The organism is Orrella sp. JC864 (assembly GCF_037026685.1).
Classification (GTDB): domain Bacteria; phylum Pseudomonadota; class Gammaproteobacteria; order Burkholderiales; family Burkholderiaceae_B; genus Orrella.
In genome coordinates this window covers 33599-48117 of sequence record NZ_JBANET010000004.1, presented here as the reverse complement: position 1 = coordinate 48117, position 14519 = coordinate 33599, and the positions used below count along the sequence as shown (strand labels likewise).

At 69.4% G+C, this 14519-nt stretch carries 14 protein-coding genes; 10 read left to right on the top strand and 4 right to left on the bottom strand.

Annotated features, from left to right (window positions below; genetic code table 11):
• Positions 1-3 precede the first annotated feature (3 nt).
• Entirely contained in the window at positions 4-1818 is a 1815-nt protein-coding gene (gene ggt, locus V8Z80_RS05080) for a gamma-glutamyltransferase (protein WP_336061249.1), read from the bottom strand.
• Positions 1819-2073: 255 nt separating this feature from the next.
• On the opposite strand from ggt, the gene V8Z80_RS05075 reads away from it, so the two are divergent.
• From V8Z80_RS05075 to V8Z80_RS05045, 7 genes are all read left to right on the top strand, one after another.
• Positions 2074-2775 (top strand): superoxide dismutase, encoded by a 702-nt coding sequence (locus V8Z80_RS05075; protein WP_155194183.1) that lies wholly within the window; start codon positions 2074-2076, stop codon positions 2773-2775.
• A gap of 150 nt (positions 2776-2925) precedes the next feature.
• Positions 2926-3900, top strand: a complete 975-nt coding sequence (phnD, locus tag V8Z80_RS05070; protein ID WP_155194182.1) for a phosphate/phosphite/phosphonate ABC transporter substrate-binding protein — start codon at positions 2926-2928, stop codon at positions 3898-3900.
• Between the two features lie 2 nt (positions 3901-3902).
• The gene (phnC, locus tag V8Z80_RS05065; protein ID WP_336061245.1) at positions 3903-4808 is read left to right on the top strand and encodes a phosphonate ABC transporter ATP-binding protein; all 906 of its coding nucleotides are present in this window, start codon (positions 3903-3905) and stop codon (positions 4806-4808) included.
• The gene (gene phnE / locus V8Z80_RS05060; RefSeq protein ID WP_336061243.1) at positions 4805-5599 is read left to right on the top strand and encodes a phosphonate ABC transporter, permease protein PhnE; all 795 of its coding nucleotides are present in this window, start codon (positions 4805-4807) and stop codon (positions 5597-5599) included. The genes phnC and phnE (V8Z80_RS05060) overlap by 4 nt, the downstream gene beginning before the upstream one ends.
• Complete coding sequence (phnE, locus tag V8Z80_RS05055; protein ID WP_336061241.1) at positions 5596-6426, top strand: phosphonate ABC transporter, permease protein PhnE; 831 nt, start codon at positions 5596-5598, stop codon at positions 6424-6426. The genes phnE (V8Z80_RS05060) and phnE (V8Z80_RS05055) overlap by 4 nt, the downstream gene beginning before the upstream one ends.
• 188 nt (positions 6427-6614) lie before the next feature.
• Positions 6615-7538, top strand: a complete 924-nt coding sequence (locus V8Z80_RS05050) for a motility protein A (RefSeq protein WP_336061239.1) — start codon at positions 6615-6617, stop codon at positions 7536-7538.
• Entirely contained in the window at positions 7535-8662 is a 1128-nt protein-coding gene (locus V8Z80_RS05045; protein WP_336061237.1) for an OmpA/MotB family protein, read from the top strand. The genes V8Z80_RS05050 and V8Z80_RS05045 overlap by 4 nt, the downstream gene beginning before the upstream one ends.
• A 52-nt stretch (positions 8663-8714) precedes the next feature.
• Here the strand turns inward: V8Z80_RS05045 and V8Z80_RS05040 are convergent, their stop codons facing one another.
• From V8Z80_RS05040 to V8Z80_RS05030, 3 genes are all read right to left on the bottom strand, one after another.
• Complete coding sequence (locus V8Z80_RS05040; RefSeq protein ID WP_336061236.1) at positions 8715-9650, bottom strand: DNA/RNA non-specific endonuclease; 936 nt, start codon at positions 9648-9650, stop codon at positions 8715-8717.
• 62 nt (positions 9651-9712) lie between these two features.
• Positions 9713-9943, bottom strand: coding sequence for a hypothetical protein (locus V8Z80_RS05035; protein ID WP_336061234.1), 231 nt, complete (start codon positions 9941-9943; stop codon positions 9713-9715).
• Between the two features lie 9 nt (positions 9944-9952).
• Complete coding sequence (locus tag V8Z80_RS05030; protein WP_336061233.1) at positions 9953-11473, bottom strand: S8 family peptidase; 1521 nt, start codon at positions 11471-11473, stop codon at positions 9953-9955.
• A 352-nt stretch (positions 11474-11825) separates the two neighbouring features.
• Between V8Z80_RS05030 and V8Z80_RS05025 the strand changes: the two genes are divergently transcribed.
• The 3 genes from V8Z80_RS05025 to V8Z80_RS05015 all read left to right on the top strand — a co-directional run bounded on the left by V8Z80_RS05025 (position 11826) and on the right by V8Z80_RS05015 (position 14506).
• Positions 11826-12002, top strand: coding sequence for a hypothetical protein (locus V8Z80_RS05025; RefSeq protein ID WP_155194173.1), 177 nt, complete (start codon positions 11826-11828; stop codon positions 12000-12002).
• Positions 12003-12121: 119 nt separating this feature from the next.
• Positions 12122-13219 carry a carboxynorspermidine decarboxylase gene (locus V8Z80_RS05020; protein ID WP_336061379.1) on the top strand — a complete coding sequence of 366 codons (1098 nt, stop codon included), beginning with the start codon at positions 12122-12124 and terminating at the stop codon, positions 13217-13219.
• A gap of 27 nt (positions 13220-13246) precedes the next feature.
• Positions 13247-14506 carry a saccharopine dehydrogenase C-terminal domain-containing protein gene (locus tag V8Z80_RS05015; protein WP_155194170.1) on the top strand — a complete coding sequence of 420 codons (1260 nt, stop codon included), beginning with the start codon at positions 13247-13249 and terminating at the stop codon, positions 14504-14506.
• The last annotated feature ends 13 nt before the right edge of the window (positions 14507-14519 follow it).

Sequence of the window (14519 nt, the reverse complement as noted above, 5' to 3'; positions counted from 1 at the left end):
CCCCTAGCGCCCTGCCGCCAGCCCCTCGCGGCGCGGGTCGGCGCCGCCGGCCAGTCCCTGCGGCTGGATCATGATGCCGTGCACGCCGCTGGGCATCTCCATCACCGTGACCTCGTGCCCCATCTTCTCTAGCGATGGCGCCAGCGCTTCGAGCGCCGTGCCGCGTTCGAGCTCGGTGGCCCGGTTGCGGCTGCCCAGGTTGGGCAGGTCGATGGCGGCCTGGATGTCCAATCCCCAATCGATCACGCCCACCAGCGTCTTGGCCACGTAGTTGATGATGGCGCTGCCGCCTGGCGAACCCACCAGCAGGTATGGGGCCTGGCCGCGAAAGACGATCATCGGGGCCATCGAACTGCGCGGCCGCTTGCCGGGCTGGACGCGGTTAAGCACCGGCCTGCCCTGCGCATCGCGGTCCGACAGCGAAAAATCGGTCAGCTCGTTGTTCAGCAGGAAACCGCGCACGAAGATCTTGCTGCCGAAAGCCGATTCGATGGTGGCGGTCATGGATACCGCATTGCCCTGCGCATCGACGGCGACCAGGTGCGTGGTGGACGGCAGCTCGGGCGCATCGTCCTGCCCCAGTTGCGCCAGCCGGCCCAGCGGATCGCCGGCCGGCGCCGTGCCCAGGCTGCGCGCCGGGTCGATCAGGGCGCTGCGCGCGCGCAGATAAGCCGGTTCGAGCAGCGCCTTGACCGGCACTTCGGCAAAATCGGGGTCCGCCACGTAGCGGTCGCGGTCGGCAAAGGCCAGCCGGCCGGCCTCGGCGAAATAATGCACGGCCTGCAGCGACCCGGGGCCCCACGCCTGCATCGGATAAGGCTCGAGCATGCCCAGTATCTGCAGCACGGCCAGCGTGCCGCTGCTGGGCGGGGGCATGCCGCACAGGCGATAGCCCCGGTAGGCGCCGCATACCGGCTCGCGCCGCACGGCCCGATAGCCCGCCAGGTCGGCTTCGCTCAGATCGCCGGGCACGGCGTGCGCCCGCACCGCGGCCACCATGTCACGCGCGATGTCGCCGTGGTAGAAGGCATCGGCGCCGCGCGCGGCGACTTCGCGCAGCACCTGCGCGAAAGCAGGATTGCGCAGGCGGTGGCCCACCGGCCAGGGCTTGCCCTGTCCGTCATAGAAATAACGCCGGGCCTCGGGCTGGCGGGCAAGCTCGGGCGTGGCCGCGACCAGCGCATGCAGGCGCGGCGAGACGGCAAAGCCCTGCTCGGCCAGCGCGATCGCCGGGGCGAACAGATCGGCCCACGGCAGTACGCCATGCTCGCGATGCGCCATCTCCAGCATGCGCAGCAGGCCCGGCGTGCCGACCGAACGGCCGCTGTTGACCGCATCGGCAAACCGCATGGGCGCGCCGTCCTGCATGAAACGTCCTGCGCGCGCGGCTGCCGGCGCCGTCTCGCGGCCATCGTAGGCCGACAGGCGCTGTGCCTGGGCCGCATAGTGCATCAGGAACGCGCCGCCGCCCACGCCCGAGGACTGCGGCTCGACCAGGTTGAGCACCAGCTGGGCGGCGATCGCGGCGTCCAGGGCGCTGCCGCCGGCGGCCAGTATCGATTCGCCTGCCTGGCTGGCCAAGGGATGGGCCGAAACCAGCATATGGCGCTGGGCGCGCACCAGCGCACGTGCCTGATAGCCGCTGCCCGGCTCGGGATGGACATCGACGGCCGGCTGCGCGGCGGGCCCGGCAACTGGCGCATGGACAGGCGCGGCGGCGGGCGGCACGCCCGGCTGGCGGGCTGCCGCCGGCGGCAGCCACGCGCAAAGGCTCGCCAAAAGCAGCAGCAGGCGGGCGGACAGGCGCGCGGTCGGCATCGTTCGGAATCTCCAGTCGAGGTGGGACAGCATTGCATGCGCAGCATACCGGCCGCACGCCCGGCTTGCCGGCGCACGGCTGTAACGAGCGGCTACGCCAGGCTCCGCGGCCGCCGCCAGGCCCATCGCGGCGTAACGCCCGGTTTAAACCGGTAGCGGCGCGCGCCGGCGCCAGCCCGGTAGAGTCGACCATGCGGCCGGGCCTGCAGGCTGACGGCCGCGTGTCCGCCACCCGACTGCACCAGAAGGAAAGCCATGAACCGATTTTCCCGCCTTGCGGCCCGCGCCACCCTGGCCGCCGGCTGCCTGCTGGGTCCGGCCGCGCTGGCCGCCGACCAGCCTTTTGCGCTGCCGCCGCTGCCGTACGCCAGCGATGCGCTGGAGCCGGCCATCGACAGGCAGACCATGGAAATACACCATGGCCGCCATCACCGCGCGTACGTGGACAACCTTAACGGCAAGGTCAAGGATTACCCCGAGCTGGCCGGCATGGACATCGAGGCCGTCATGGCCGAGGTTTCGCGCTTTGACGCAGCGGTGCGCAACAACGGCGGCGGGCATTACAACCATGCGCTGTTCTGGCGCGTCATGGCCCCGGCCGGCCAGGGCGGCCAGCCCAGCCCGGCGCTGGCCCGGCGCATCGAGCAGGACTTCGGCTCGCAGCAAGCCATGATCGAGCGGTTCAGCGCCTCGGCAACGCAGAACTTCGGCTCGGGATGGACCTGGCTGGTGCGCAAGCCCGACGGCGCCCTGGCCATCGTGAACACGCCCAACCAGGACAACCCGCTGATGGATACCGCTCCAGAGCGGGGCACGCCCCTGCTGGGCCTGGACACCTGGGAGCACGCCTATTACCTGAAGTACCGCAACAAGCGGCCCGAGTACATCAAGGCGTGGTGGACGGTGGTGAACTGGAACGAGGTCAGCCGCCGTTACGAAGCCGCCCAGGCCAGCTAGGACAAGCTTTCAAATTGCCTTCATCGTCGCCGATCCCGCATGCAAACGCGGCGATCGTGGCGGCATGCTTGCGCGTATACGAGTGTCACAGGCCTGTCATGCGACGGACCCAGAATGCCGGGATCGTTCGTCACTCGACAGGTCGGCAACATGAAAAAACTGCTTGGTCTTACCCTCATCGGCATGGCCTGGGCCTTCAGCGCCCATACCGCCGCGGCCGCCGACTGCCCGCGCGGCGCGCTCGACAAGAAGTTCTGCGATGCCGACGGCGACATGGTCGCCGATGCGCCGGCCGATCCCAAGCAATGGGTCGATCCGGCCACCCTGGTGTTCGCCTATACGCCGGTCGAGGACCCCGAGGTCTACCGCGGCGTGTGGGACGAGTTCCTGCGCCACATGGAAAAGGTCACCGGCAAGAAAGTGCAGTTCTTCCCGGTGCAGTCCAACGCCGCCCAGCTCGAGGCCATGCGCGCCGGCCGCCTGCACGTGGCGGGCTTCAACACCGGCAGCAACCCGCTGGCCGTGAACTGCGCCGGCTTCGTGCCCTTCACGATGATGGCCGACAAGCAGGGCAACTACGGCTACGAGATGGAAATCATCGTGCCGGCCGACAGCACCGTGCAAAAGATCGAGGAACTCAAGGGCAAGACCATCGCCTTCACCTCGCAGACCTCCAACTCGGGCTACAAGGCGCCCTCGGCGCTGCTGGCCAGCACCTACGGCATGCACGCCGACAAGGACTACAAGCCGGCCTTCTCGGGCAAGCACGACAACTCGGTCATCGGCGTGGCCAACAAGGACTACGACGCGGCCGCGGTGGCCAACTCGGTGATGAACCGCATGATCGCGCGCAATGCCGTGGACAAGTCCAAGCTGCGCAGCATCTACAAGTCGCAGTCCTTCCCCACCACCGGCTACGGCTACGTCTACAACCTCAAGCCCGAACTGGCGGACAAGGTCAAGGAGGCCTTCTTCTCGTTCGACTGGGAAGGCACCGCCCTGCACAAGGAATTCGCCAAATCCGAGCCCCCGCAGGAAGCCTTCATCCCCATCACCTACAAAGAGCATTGGGCCGTGGTGCGCGAGATCGACCAGGCCATGAACGTCTCCTACAGCTGCCAGTGACCATGGCAGGCAAGCGGGACGCCGGCCGCGACGAGCCCCTGCTGGCGCTGCAGGGGCTGGTCAAGCGCTACCCGACCGGCGACTTGGCCCTGGACCACGTCGACCTGGCCGTGCCGCGCGGCCAGGTGCTGGCCCTGATCGGTCCCTCGGGCGCGGGCAAGAGCACGCTGATCCGCTGCGTCAACCGCCTGGTCGAGCCGTCCGGCGGCGACGTGCGGCTGCAGGGCCGCAGCCTGCCCGCCCTGTCCGCCCGGGCCTTGCGCCTTGCGCGCCGGCAGCTGGGCATGATCTTCCAGGAATACGCCCTGGTCGAGCGGCTGACGGTCATGGAAAACGTCCTGTCGGGCCGGCTGGGCTACACCGGCTTCTGGCGCAGCTGGGCGCGCCGCTATCCCGCCGCCGACCTCGCCCAGGCCTTCTACCTGCTCGAGCGCGTGGGCCTGGCCGGCTTCGAGAACAAGCGCGCCGACGCCCTGTCGGGCGGGCAGCGCCAGCGCGTGGGCATCGCCCGCGCCCTGATGCAGGACCCCCTGCTGCTGCTGGTGGACGAGCCCACCGCCAGCCTCGATCCCAAGACGTCCCGGCAGATCATGCGCCTGCTGTGCGAGATCTGCCGCGAGCGCGGCCTGTCGGCCGTCATCAACATCCACGACGTGGCGCTGGCCACGCAGTTTGCCGACCGCATCGTCGGGCTGCGCAAGGGCCGGCTGGTCTACGACGGCCTGCCCACGGGCCTGACGGCGGACGTGCTCACCGACATCTACGGGCAGGAAGACTGGAACGCCTCGGGCCACGCCCTGGCAGGCGCCGAAAGCACGCAGGCCGGGCCCCAGGACGAGGCAGCGCCGGCCGACACGCCGGCCGGCCCGCGCGACGCGGTGCTGCGCGCGGCCTCGGCGGCGGCATGACGGCGCCGCTGCGCTGGCGCAAGCCGGCCTTCATCCGCAGCGCCCCGCTGCGCGCCGGCCTGTGGCTGCTGGCGGCGCTCTACCTGGCCGCCGCCCTGGGCTCCATCCAGGTCGACTGGAACCGCGTGGCCGAAGGCCTGGTGCGCGGCTGGCGCTTCGTGGCGGCCTTTGCCGAGCCCGATTTCACCAGCCGCTGGCGCGAGATCAGCGAGGGGCTGCTCGAAAGCCTGGCGATGACGGTGGTCTCCACGGCGCTGGGCGTGGCGCTGAGCATCCCGCTGGGCCTGGGCGCGGCCCGCAACATCAGCCCCTGGCCCATCTACGCGGCGTGCCGCGGCTTCATCGCCATCTCGCGCGCCTTTCCCGAACTCATCATCGCCATCCTGCTGGTCAAGATGTTCGGCTTCGGCCCGCTGGCGGGCATGCTCACGCTGGTCATCGCCTCCATGGGCTTTCTGGGCAAGCTGCTGGCCGAAGAGATCGAGACCGCCGACCGCAGCCAGCTGGAGGCCATCCGGGCCACCGGCGCACCCTGGCTGCAATGGATCGTCTACGCCGTCCAGCCGCAGGTCATGCCCCGCATGATCGGCCTGTCGCTCTATCGCCTGGACATCAATTTCCGCGAGGCGGCCATCATCGGCATCGTCGGCGCGGGCGGCATCGGCGCCACGCTCAATACCGCCTTCGACCGCTACGAGTTCGAGACGGCCGCGGCCATCCTGCTGCTGATCATCGGCATCGTGATGCTGTGCGAATACGCTTCCGGGCATGTGCGCAGGAGGTTCCTGTGAACCCGGCCCAGCCTTCCGTGCGCACGGCGCAGGCCGCGCCCGCCTGGCGCCGCCGCACGCCGGCCCAGCAGCGCTGGGCCTGGCTGGGCTGGCTGGCCGGCGCACTGGTATTTGCCGCCGGCTGGAAGCTGGTCTCGGACAACACCATCTGGGCCTTTGCGGCCGATGCGCCGGCGGCCGGCTGGGACATGGTCTCGCGCATGTGGCCGCCGCGCTGGCACTACATGGGGCAATTGCTGCGCCCGCTTTGGGACACCCTGAACATCGCCACGCTGGGCACGGCCATCGGCGCCCTGATCGCCGTGCCGGTGGCCTTCCTCGCGGCGCGCAACACCACGCCCAGCCGCCTGCTGCTGCGTCCGCTGGCATTGGCCGTGATCGTGGCCTCGCGCTCGATCAACTCGCTGATCTGGGCCATGCTGCTGGTCACGGTGGTCGGCCCCGGCGTGCTGGCGGGCATCATCGCCATCGCGCTGCGCTCGATCGGTTTCATCGGCAAGCTGATGTACGAAGCCATCGAAGAAATCGACCCCAGGCAGGTCGAGGCCGTCACGGCCACCGGCGCCAACCGGCCGCAAGTGCTTGCCTACGCGGTAGTGCCGCAGGTGCTGCCGGCGCTGGTGGGCACCACGGTCTATCGCTGGGACATCAACATCCGCGAATCGACGGTGCTGGGCATCGTCGGCGCGGGCGGCATCGGGCTGCCCCTGGCCGCCTCGGTGGACACGCTGGCCTGGCCCCAGGTGACGGTCATCTTCGCAGCGATCCTGGCCACCGTGTTCCTGGCCGAATGGGTCTCGCACCGCGTCAGGCAGGCTTTGATCTAGCAGGGCCGCGAAGGCGGCCTGTCGCAAAACCGCAACACTTCGGGCCGCGCAATCGGGCGGTCCGGCCGGCATTTGCGCGCCTGTTCCCCTCTTTGCCGGCCGGCCGCGCTGACTAGAATCCCTGGCATGCCAAAAACAGGCCCGGTGCCCGTCGCATCGGCTTTCCCTTTTTCAGGGCCCTTTGCTCCATGAATCCCTCCACCCTCATCGGCCTGGGGGTCGCCGCACTGACCCTGGCAACCGCCATCGCCTTCTCGGCCACCGGCGCACTGGCCTACGTCAACCTGCCGGGCCTGGGCATCGTGCTGGGCGGCACGATCGCCGCCATTTTCATCGGCTACCCCTTGAGCGAAGTGCGGCGCATCCCGCGCCTGCTGCGCATGGTGCTGGGCAGCGAGAAACTGGACATGCAGCGCGACATCGACGAGCTGTCCGGCCTGGCCCGCCAGTGGGCCAGCGAAGACGTGCATGACGTCGAGCGCGCGCTGCAAAAAGTGGCCAATCCTTTCCTGCGCACCGGCGTGCAGCTGGTCATCGACAACACGCCCGAAGACCAGATCGCCGAGCTGCTGCAATGGCGCATGGCGCGCATGCGGGCCCGCGAGCAGGCCGAGGCGCAGATGTTCCGCACCATGGCGAGCTTCGCGCCGGCCTTCGGCATGCTGGGCACGCTGTTCGGCCTGATCAACCTGATGGCGGGCCTGGGCACCCAGGACATGGACGCCATCGGGCAGCAGATGGGCATTGCGCTGATCGCCACGTTCTACGGCATCCTGCTGGCCAACCTGGTGTTCAAGCCCATCGCCATCAAGCTCGAGCGCCGCACCGAGCAGCGCCTGGTGCTGATGAACATGGTGCTGCAGGGCATTTCCATGATGTGCGACCGGCGCGGCCCGGCCATGGTGCGCGAAACCCTCAACTCCTTCATGCAGCATGTGGAGGACGAAATCCAGGAGCGGCCCGCCAAGCCTGCCAAGGGGGCAAAGGCCACGCCGGCCAAGCCCGCCGCCAAGGCCGCTGCCGCACCGGACACCCCGGCCCGGCCGGCCGCGCCGGTCTCGGCCAACGCAGCGGGCGGCGCCTTGCCGCGCGCCGCCGCCCAACGGCCATGATCGCCGCCAGGCCGCCTGCCGGCGCAGCCGCCCTGCCCGTCGCGCCGGCCGCGCCGCGGCCCGGCCGGCGCGACGCTTCCGGCAAGCCCACGCTGGCCGACATCGTGGCCCAGCGCAAGGCCGAGCACGCCCAGCAGCAGCGCATGCGCAACCGCGCCGCGCAGCGCGGCCGCTACGAACGCTGGCATGTGCCCGAAACCCTGGACCGCGAGCCCGACAACTGGCTCATGAGCTACCTGGACATGGTCACCCTGCTGCTGGCCCTGTTGGTGGTCATGCTGGCGTTCTCGCGCATGGGCATGGGCGCCGAGGGCGGTGCGCGCCCGGCCCCGGCTCCAACCCTGGCCGCGGGCCTGAAACTCGACAGGCTGCCGCCGCCGGCGCTGGGCGTGCTGCCGGCCGGCCTGCCCGAGATACCCGCCGCCTGGGGGCAGGCCGAAACGTTCCTCGCGCAAGCGCCGCAGGCCATGCCGCAGCCGGCAGGCCAGTCCCATCCGGACGGGTCGGACGCCCCCGCGCCTGCCGATGCCTCAGCACCTCCCGATGCCTCAGCACCTCCCGATGCCTCAGCACCTGCCGATGCCCCCGTGCCTGCCGAGGCCTCCGAGGGTGCCCAAGCCCACGCGCACGCCTTGCCCGCTTCGCATGCCGCGCCGCCGCCCGCACCCGCGCCCGCACCGCCCACTGCCGAGGAGCTGGGCCTGGCCGAGCTGGGCGATGCGGTGGACGTGATCATCAACAGCCAATCGGTGAGCTTTCGCATCAGCAACGAATTGCTGTTCCCCTCCGGACAGGCGCTGCTCAGCCCCGCCGGGCTGGACGTCATCAAGAAGCTGGCCGCGGTCATCAACCGCAGCGACCACCCGGTATCGGTCGAGGGCCACAGCGATCCCGTGCCGATCCAGACGCGCCAGTTCCCGTCCAATTGGGAGCTTTCGGCCAGCCGCGCCACCGCCGTGCTGCGCGAACTGGTGCGCAGCGGCGTGGATGCCGCGCGCTTGCGGGCAGTGGGCTATGCCGACACGCGGCCCTTGCAAGGCAACGATACCGCCGCGGGCCGCGCGGCCAACCGGCGCGTCGAGCTGATCATGCGCATTGCCCAGGAAGGCCCTGCCCCGGACTGAACCGGCAATCCCCGCTTGGATCGGCCGCCGCTGCGCGCCGCCGCTGGCCGCCTCAAGCCAGCATGATGTCGCGCACGTCGCGCAGCGCGGCCGCAAAATCCGGGCCCGCCCCGGCCAGGACATCGCGCCGGACCAAGTCGCCGAAGGACAGGCCGGTCAGCGCCTGGATGGCCGCCACGGACCGCTGCTGGTTTTCGAAGTCGCCGAACACGAAGCTCGGGCGCAGGCCGGCGATGGCGCGGGCCTGGGAGGCCAGATAGGCGGAGGCCGCCAGCGCGCCGCTTTCGTCGTGGACAAAGGCCACCACCTTCCAGAAACGCACGGGCACCTGCACGCCGTGGATCACCGGATCGTCCGGGGCCAGGACCGGCCCGGTGAACACGCTGATGCGCATGTGGTCGGCATGGGCGTTGTGCAGGATGTAGTCCTCGATGCCGCCCCACAGCCCGGCATTAAAACCCTGCACCTGGGGCGCGGCATTGGTGGCATGGAAAGTGTCGGCGTCCGCCTGCCGCGCCGCCTTGAGGCTGCCCCAGTTGGGATCCTGGCGCCGGGTCAGGTGCCCGCGGCTGAAATAGCCCTTGGGCTCGGGGCCGTATACCTCGCGCAGGATCTGGTAGCGCGTGTCGATGCGCGGGTCGTATTTCCATACGTCGGTGCGCGGCACGGCGCGGGCCTGCGCGCCGTCGATGTTGCAGGCGCTATAGAGCGGCAGGCGCCGCGAACGCGATACCGCCGTGGAAAAATGGGTATACGGCAGCACGTGCGTACGCTTGCCCTGCCAGACATGGGTGGCGGCATCGCGCGCCCACGCCTTACCCAGCTTCGGCAGCGGCACCGGGATATCCGGATCGATGAACAAGGGGTCGTAACCCTGCCGGTCGGCATAGTCGTGCACGGGGTCCGGCGTCTCGCGGACACGCTCGGGCCAGAGCTGCGCCTGCGCGGCGAAGCGGAAACGGGGACGCGAGCGGGAGGAAACGGCCATGACGGGCGGCTCTTTTCGGCGGCAAAAAAAACCGCCCTCAAGGGGCGGCGCGGTCAGGCTGGCTAGCGCAGGCGCTTGTGCGGCGGACTGGCGGCCAGCTTGCGCTCGGGGCGGAAGGTCCAGCGGCCCAGGCGGGCGACCGCGCGGGCGATCTCCGATTCGGGCCCGTCCACCAGCAGCGTGCCCGGCATCTTGTCGATGACCTTGGCCCGCTTGAAGGACGACACCAGGCTGCGCTCCTCCTGTACGGAAGGATCGCTGGCGCCCTGGTAGCAAATGACGAATCGGCTCATGAAACCATCCTACCTTAAAAGGCCGGCCCCCTCAAAGTCCGCGCCAAAACCCAGCGGCCTGGCCGCTTCCAGCGCCAGACGGACGATGGCGTCCGAGCGCTGCTGGTTGCGCTCGGCGCGCAGCAGGCGCGGCTTGCGCGCCAGCAGACGGGCCAGGCTGCCGGTCATGGCGGGGCAGGCCATCGAGGTGCCGTCCATCACCGCATAGCCGCCGGGCACCGTGGAAACGATGCCCACGCCCGGGCCGGTCAGGTTGATCTCGCAGCCCACGTTGCTGAAGTCGGCGATGAAGTCCTTGCGATCGGTGCCGTAAGGCTTGGCGATGGTCAAGGTTTGAGCCGACTGGGCGGGAAAGGTTCCCTTGCGGCCGCAGGCGCTGACGGCCAGCACCTGGCTGTAGCGCCCGGGATAGCCGACCGGCGCCCGGTATTCGTTGCCGGCGGCGGCCAGGCACACCGCGCCCAGGGCGCGGGCGCGCTGTATCTCGCGCCAGATTTCAGGTACCTCGTCGGCCCCGCCCAGCGACAGGTTGATCAGGTCGCAACCGTCGTCCACGGCCTGGCGGATGGCCTTGGCCACGTTGAACGAAGTGGCGGTCTGCTCGCCCTTGCCGAACACGCGATAGGCATGCAGCGCCACGCCCGGCGCCACGCCGCGTACGCCCTGCCCGGCCTTGCCGCGGCCGGCGATGATGCCGGCCACGTGCGTGCCGTGGCCCACCTCGTCATCGCCCTGGCCCGGGGGCTCGCCCCTGACCACGTTGCGCACGCGCCGCAGGCGCAGGTCCGGATGCCTGGCCACGCCGGTATCGATCACAGCCACCTTCACCCCCGCGCCATCCTCGTCGCCGCCTTGCAGGCCGTAATGGCCCCGCGCGTCCTGGGTGGCCAGGTCGATGGGCGGGCAGGCGATGACCAGGCCGGCGCCGTCCAGCGCCACGTCCTTGGCGAAGGCGGGCCAATGGCCCGCCGCGCCCGCGCCCGGGCCGGGCACGGCCTCGACGACCTCCAGCGCCTGGACGCTTTGCGCGAACGACAGCCGCGCCACCCCCTTGGCATTGGTGGTGGCGGCCGCGCCGATGCGCTGGGCGCGGTCGGTAAAGCCGACCACGTCCACGCCGGCCAGGGGCTGGCCGGTGGCGGCATCGGTCACCGTCACCTGCAAGGCACGCCGCTTCTGGCCGGCCGGGCCGAGCGCAGGCCGCACCCAGGTGCGCCGATACCAGAGCGGGACCAGTTCGGTCACCGGCACGATGCGCAGGCCAGGATGCTCGCGCTGCAAGGCCAGGCGCTGCGCCGCGCTGAGCGCGACCAGCACGGTATCGGCGGGGGCGACGCGGTCGAGCACGTGCAGCGCCGCGCCCGCCGCCTGCAGGCTGGCGGGCGCGGCGGCGCCGGCGCGCCGGGGCGAGACCAGGCGGCCGGCCGAGCGCAGGAAGGAAAGGCTCTCCCGGGAAGAATGTTCGTTCCAGACGTTGATGCCAGGCAGCATCACGAACAAGGCGCCGGGCGAGGAGGCGGTTTCGGTCATGGCCGGTCGTCCAGGCAAAACGCCGCATGCAGGCGGCAAAGGGCTCGGCCGATTATGGCAAAGCCGACGAGGCACGGCGATGACGCCGCGCCCTGATCTGGTAACCGGGCTTTTCCGGGCCGGGCCGCGCGGGCCGGCACCGGGCTTGAGCCTTTGGCCGTTACGGCATAAAATGACCGGTTGCTGAATTGTTGCTGAATCGATTCAGGCTTTGCACCATCTGCTGGTTGGAGAGGACGCCATGTCTCAAGACGCCCTGTTCCAATTGGGGATCGTCTCAGTCTTTCTGAACACCTCCCAAACGGAAACGGCACCGCGGCAAGCGGCACCGACGGAAACGGTACCCACGCCCATGTCGACGCTGCGCACGTCGTCGCTGCCGCACACCCGTTTGCGGCGCATGCATGCGCCCTGCGCGCTGGCCCCTGCCCGCGGCGCCTATCCCTACCCCAAGCCCGCCGTGATCCTGCGCCCCGCGCAGGCCGCCGCGGCCAGCGGCGCCTCGCGCCGCAGCCGAACACACCCCTGACATCCCGCGGCCGCCCCCGGCCGTCCCGATCGCGCCGGTGCAGCCTGCCATGGGCTGCGCCGGTCATGCCACGCGCCCTGCGCGCGCGTATTCCATTGTCCTGTTCCGATATCGATAAAGTGATCCAGACGCCCTATTACCTCATCGACAAGGCCAGCCTGCTGCGCAACCTGCAGTGCATCGCCCGCATCCGCCAGGAAAGCGGCGCCAAGGTGCTGCTGGCTTTGAAATGCTTTGCCACCTGGTCGGTCTTTGACCTGATGCGCGAGCACATGGACGGCACCACGTCGTCCTCGCTGTACGAGGTGCGCCTGGGGCGCGAGAAATTCGGCGGCGAAACGCACGCCTACAGCGTGGCCTATGCCGACCACGAAATGGACGAGGTGGCCGCGCATGCCGACAAGATCATCTTCAACAGCCTGGGACAGCTCGAACGCCATATCGGCCGGACGGCGGGCAAGCCGGTGGGCCTGCGCATCAACCCGGGCATCAGCGCCTCGAACTACGACCTGGCCGATCCCTCGCGGCCCTTCAGCCGCCTGGGCGAGCACGACCCGGCCCGCATCGCGGCGGCCATGGACCGCATCGATGGCTTCATGATCCACAACAACTGCGAGAACCGCGACTTCGGCCGCTTCGAGGCCATGCTGGCGCAGATCGAGGCGCGCTATGGCGAGCTGCTGCACCGCGCCAACTGGGTCAGCCTGGGCGGGGGCATCCACTTCACCGCGCCCGGCTATCCGCTATCCGCCTTCTGCGCGCGCCTGAAGGCCTTTGCGCAAACCTACGGCGTGCAGGTCTATCTGGAGCCTGGCGAGGCGGCGATCAGCGACTGCGCCAGCCTGGAGGTCACGGTGCTCGATACGCTGCACAACGGCAAGCCCCTGGCCGTGGTCGACGCCTCGATCGAGGCGCACATGCTGGACCTGCTGATCTATCGCCTGCAAGCCCGCGTCGAACCGGACACCGGCCCGCACCGCTACATGGTCTACGGCAAGTCGTGCCTGGCCGGCGACGTGTTCGGCGAATTCAGTTTCGAACAAGCCCTGCAAGTCGGCAGCCGGATCTCGATCCGCGATGCCGCGGGCTACACCATGGTCAAGAAGAACTGGTTCAACGGCTTGACCATGCCCGCCATCGCCGTGCGGGAACTCGACGGCAGCGAGCGCCTGGTGCGGCAATTCGCCTACCAGGATTATGTGGACAGCCTGTCCTGAACTTCGTTAGAGAGGACCAGACGCCAGATGAAACGCAACCTCCTGATCATCGGCGCCGGCGGCGTGGCGCACGTAGCCGCGCACAAGTGCGCCCAGCACAATGCCCAGCTGGGCGAGATCCACATCGCTTCGCGCAAGGTGGAAAAGTGCCAGGCCATCATCGACTCCATCCACGCCAAGGGCAATCTGCAGCAGCCCGGCGTCCTGCAGGCGCACGCGCTGGACGCCCTGGACGTGGCCGCCACCGAGGCGCTGATCCGCAAGACGCGGGCCAGCATCGTGCTGAACCTGGGCTCGGCCTTCGTGAACATGTCGGTGCTGCAGGCCTGCCTGAACACCGGCGCGGCCTACCTGGACACGGCCATCCACGAAGAACCCGAGAAGATCTGCGAAACCCCGCCCTGGTACGCCAACTACGAGTGGAAGCGGCGCGAGGCCTGCGAACGCGCCGGCGTGACCGCCGTGCTGGGCATCGGCTTCGATCCCGGGGTGGTCAACGCCTATGCCCGGCTGGCCTGCGACGAGTATTTTGACAAGGTCGACTCCATCGACATCGTGGACATCAATGCCGGCAAGCATGGACGGTATTTCGCCACCAACTTCGATCCCGAGGTGAACTTCCGCGAGTTCACCGGCCGGGTCTGGTCCTGGCAGGGCGGCCAATGGACCGCCTCGCAGATGTTCGAATACCGCAAGGATTGGGACCTGCCCGTGGTGGGCCGGCAAACCGCCTACCTGACCGGCCATGACGAGCTGCACTCGCTCTCGCAGCACCTGGACGTGCCCGACATCCGGTTCTGGATGGGCTTTGGCGAGCACTACATCAACGTGTTCACCGTGCTCAAGAACATCGGCATGCTCTCCGAGCAGCCGGTGCGCACCGCCGAGGGCCAGGAAGTGGTGCCCCTGAAGGTGCTCAAGGCGGTGCTGCCCGATCCGGCCTCGCTGGCGCCCACCTATACCGGCAAGACCTGCATCGGCAACCTGGTGCGCGGCACGCGCGAGGGCAAGCCGCGCGAGATATTCCTGTACAACGTGTGCGACCATGCCGAAAGCTATCGCGAGGTGGGCAGCCAGGCGATCTCGTACACGGCCGGCGTGCCGGCAGCCGCGGCCGTGCTGCTGATCGCGCAGGGCGTATGGGACGTGCGCCGCATGGCCAACGTCGAGCAATTGCCGCCGCGCCCGCTGCTCGAGCTGATGGCTGAGATGGGCCTGGAAACCCTGGTGCGCGAAGACGGACAGGACCTGCCCGTGGCCGTGCGCGAGGGCAGCGCGCAGGCCTGAACCCCGCGCGCTG